Below are 3,386 nucleotides of genomic sequence, written 5' to 3' on the forward strand. Positions count from 1 at the left end.
CCACCGGCACGCTGTACCGCTATGTGCATCTGGACATGGCCACTCTGCAGGTGAAGCCAATGGACAAGATTGTCCGCGGCAACCGCATTGGCAAGATCTCCAACAACTGGCTCGGGCCGTTGCCGATCCATCTGCATTTCGATGCAAAAGACACGGTGCTGCTGAACGGAGAACCAAAGTCAGTATTCCTGCCGCCTTACACCAGTCTCGTGGCGTCCTATCAATTGATTATGGATTGATCAGCTGTGATTTGATCACAAAGGGCGCCTTTCACGGTGCCCTTTGTGCTTTTCAATGTTCTCCTGAAAAGGGAAAAGAAATGAAAGATATTCTCTGGGTCTTTGGCTACGGCTCACTCATCTGGCACCCCGGCTTTGAACCCGTTGAGCAAGTACCCGCTCGTCTTGATGGCTGGAAACGCCGGTTCTGCCTGTGCTCCCTGCGCTACCGCGGCACATTTGAAAAACACGGCCTGGTTCTGGCGTTGGATGCAGCACCCGATGCTTATTGCAGCGGTGTGGCTTTGGGCATTCCCCGTGATGGGCAAGAGAAGGTGCTGGAAGACTTACGCAAACGAGAGCTGTTCAATCCCGCGTATAGAGAAATCATCACCACACTTAAACTGCAGGATGGCCGCGAGGTTGAGGCGCTCACCTATGTGGTCAACCGCGAGCATGAGCAATACGGCCAGTTTAACGCCGAAGAACAAGCTCAGATCATCGCGACAGCTGCTGGCGAACGCGGCCCGAACTGTGACTACCTCTGGAACACAGCAGACCACCTGACAGAGCTGGGCATCGCAGACCCGGACCTGGACTGGCTCTCAGACCGCGTGCGCTCGATACGGTCTGCTGCAGCAGCCCCAGCCTAAGCAAACCAGCACGTTGCCAAAACGTGCTGGTCTTCTTTTCAGCTTGCAGCGTTCGTTTCCGGCGCTTGGGTGCAGATGAGTTCGCCCTGCTCCAAATGACAGACCTTGTCTGCCAGCGAGCGGGCGGCGGCGTGATCGTGGGTGAAAAGCACCAGAGCCATCTTCTTGTTGCGCATCACACTGCGCAGGATTTCCAGCACCTGACTGCGCGCCTGCATGTCCAGCGCTGAGGTGGGTTCATCAGCCACCAGACACTGAGGTCGGGTCGCCAACGCCCGCGCAATCACCAATCGCTGCGCTTCACCGCCAGAGAGCTTTCTGGTTTTGCGGCGCAGGAAGTCTGAATCCGTCGGCAACCCAACCCGCTCCAGCAACCGCGTGAGTTCAGACTGATCTCCACCAGACAGCATCAGCGCTTCTTTCAGGACCTCATAGACCGTAAAATGACAGGCCATGGCGCGGTGCGGGTGCTGTGGTATCAACGCCACCACGGACTTGGCGCGCCCTTCCTCGTTCTGCCAATAAACAAAGCCGTCCTGCACAGTTTCATAACCGCTCAACAACCGCGCAAGCGTGGTTTTTCCGCTCCCACTTCCCCCCAAAATCGCAAGACACCGGCCTGCCGGCACGAATGCTGAAACGTTGGAGAGCAAGGCTCTTCCATCAAAGCTGTGATGCAGTTTATCAAGGGTCAATCCATGACCACTACGTGCCTCCAACTCCGGATACCCCCCTTCTCCACTTGCCAGGATCGGGGCTGAGTTATGCGCGTTTCGCCTCAGTTTCAGCAATTGCTGGGTGTAGATGCTGCGTGGTCTGTCGAGCACCTCTTCAGCTGTCCCGATCTCAGTCAATCTGCCTTTGCGCAGCACAGCCACATGGCTTGCCAGACGGCGTGCCAGTTCAATATCGTGCGTGATCAGCATCTGGCAGCGGTCCTCACTCCCAGCCTGAAACGAGCGAATGGCGATTTCCCGATTGAAACTGTCCAACGCGGCGGTCGGCTCGTCCATGATCAAAAACTCAGGCGAGTTCGCCAGAGCAAGCACCGTCAGAACACGCTGAATTTCGCCGCCGCTCAGAGCTGAGGGATAACGATGTAAAAGACGCTCTGGAATATTCCCTCTGGCACATTCCTCAAGTGCATCCCGCTCATAAAGCCCATGTGCCTGCAGCATCTCCTGCACATGTTGCAGGACGGTCAAATGAGGGTTTAATGCATCCGACAGCGCTTGCACGATCAGACCTGCAGAACATCCCCGCATGCCTTGCAATTGTGCGCGTGACGAGCGCAGGACATTCATGTCTCCCAGCCAGGCCTCTCCATTCCAGCTGAAATAACTGGAGGCTAAGGGCTGTTCATCTTCTGCCAACCGGCGCCCTTGAATGAGACCCATGAGAGAGCGGGCGAGGCTCGTCTTGCCACCGCCGGGTTCTCCGATGACCGCCAGAGTTTGCCCTTTGTGGATCTCAAAAGAGACATCTTCAAGCAAGGGCTGTCGACCGTAGTAAAGATTAAGCTGCTCAACGCGGATCATGATGTTCCCTTCCGTTGAGGCTGCCGTTTGACATGTAGCCTTCACCAATAATCAAAATGCCAACGAGAAACAGTGAAAGCGCACCCGCTGGCGGAAGCAAGAGCCAGAGCCATGCATCCGTATAAAGATAGTCCATTGAATCCTGTATCATACTGCCCCAGGTCAGCAGCCTTGGATCAGTCAGTCCTAAAAACCCGAAACCGGCAGTTTTGAGGGCTGCCTGCCGTACATTTTGCAAAAACAAACCAACGATTGCGGGCCAGATCGCGGGTAGGATGTGGTGGCGCAGACAGTATCTACGACTGGCCCCCATCCGCCGCGCAAAATGCACGTTCTCGCGGGTCAGCTCCCGCAGCAAAATCGGCAGGGCAACGCGCACATCCTCATGCCAGCCAGTCAGCGACAAAAGCACGACAAGCCCAAGGAAACCGGGTTGTATCCAGGCCGCCAACAACAGCAGCAACAGGATGGACGGGATCACCTGCAGCACGTCCACCAGTCGCAAGACCGCACTGCGTATGCGCGGCCCGCCAAACGCAGCCAGACTGGACGCAGCCAAAGCCAGCACCAGCGCCGCAGTAGCTGTGATGAGAGCAAGAAACACCGTGATTGGAGCAGCTCTTACAAGGCCGACAAAAACATCCTGCCCAATCCCATTGGTGCCAAGCCAGTGCGCCATGCTCGGGGCCTGCAAAACATCAGGGCTGGTTTTGTAATGAGGCAAACTTTCTGACAGCGCGAAGCCTGCCATAACCAGCACAGCCGAGGCAGCAATCGCTCCCCGTGAAATGAAACCGGCACTTTGTGTGATAGGTGACCAATAACCAAGCATGAGATCACCCTCTACGCGCCAGGCTTGTTGCGACAGCATCAATGACCCAGTTCAGCAGCAGAACCAAACCAGCCATAACGATAACCGCACCCTGCAACAAAACGTAGTCACGATCCAAAATAGCGTTATAAATCAAGTGCCCTGT

At 55.8% G+C, this 3,386-nt stretch carries 3 protein-coding genes and 1 pseudogene; 2 read left to right on the plus strand and 2 right to left on the minus strand.

Going from position 1 to position 3,386, the window contains the following annotated elements; all coding sequences use genetic code 11:
- Both PPL9_RS31090 and PPL9_RS04370 read left to right on the plus strand, forming a co-directional pair.
- Positions 1-239 (plus strand): annotated as a pseudogene (locus tag PPL9_RS31090) (M23 family peptidase); the annotation flags it as partial.
- Positions 240-319: 80 nt separating this feature from the next.
- Positions 320-871, plus strand: coding sequence for a gamma-glutamylcyclotransferase (locus tag PPL9_RS04370; RefSeq protein WP_057461505.1), 552 nt, complete (start codon positions 320-322; stop codon positions 869-871).
- Between the two features lie 38 nt (positions 872-909).
- On the opposite strand, the gene PPL9_RS04375 is transcribed toward PPL9_RS04370, so the two are convergent.
- Together PPL9_RS04375 and PPL9_RS04380 are read right to left on the minus strand one after the other, a co-directional pair.
- The gene (locus tag PPL9_RS04375; protein WP_057461506.1) at positions 910-2,409 is read right to left on the minus strand and encodes an ATP-binding cassette domain-containing protein; all 1,500 of its coding nucleotides are present in this window, start codon (positions 2,407-2,409) and stop codon (positions 910-912) included.
- Entirely contained in the window at positions 2,396-3,241 is an 846-nt protein-coding gene (locus PPL9_RS04380; protein WP_057461507.1) for an ABC transporter permease, read from the minus strand. Before PPL9_RS04380 ends, PPL9_RS04375 begins: the two co-directional genes overlap by 14 nt.
- Positions 3,242-3,386: the final 145 nt, after the last annotated feature.

Origin of the sequence: Pseudovibrio sp. POLY-S9, from assembly GCF_001431305.1 — a bacterium.
In the GTDB taxonomy this organism is placed as follows: Bacteria; Pseudomonadota; Alphaproteobacteria; order Rhizobiales; family Stappiaceae; genus Pseudovibrio.

Excerpts from the sequence above, each read along its gene's own strand:
- PPL9_RS04370 (WP_057461505.1), top strand. The coding sequence starts at position 320 with ATGAAAGATATTCTCTGGGTCTTTGGCTACGGCTCACTCATCTGGCAC.
- PPL9_RS04375 (WP_057461506.1), bottom strand. The coding sequence starts at position 2,409 with ATGATCCGCGTTGAGCAGCTTAATCTTTACTACGGTCGACAGCCCTTG.
- PPL9_RS04380 (WP_057461507.1), bottom strand. The coding sequence starts at position 3,241 with ATGCTTGGTTATTGGTCACCTATCACACAAAGTGCCGGTTTCATTTCA.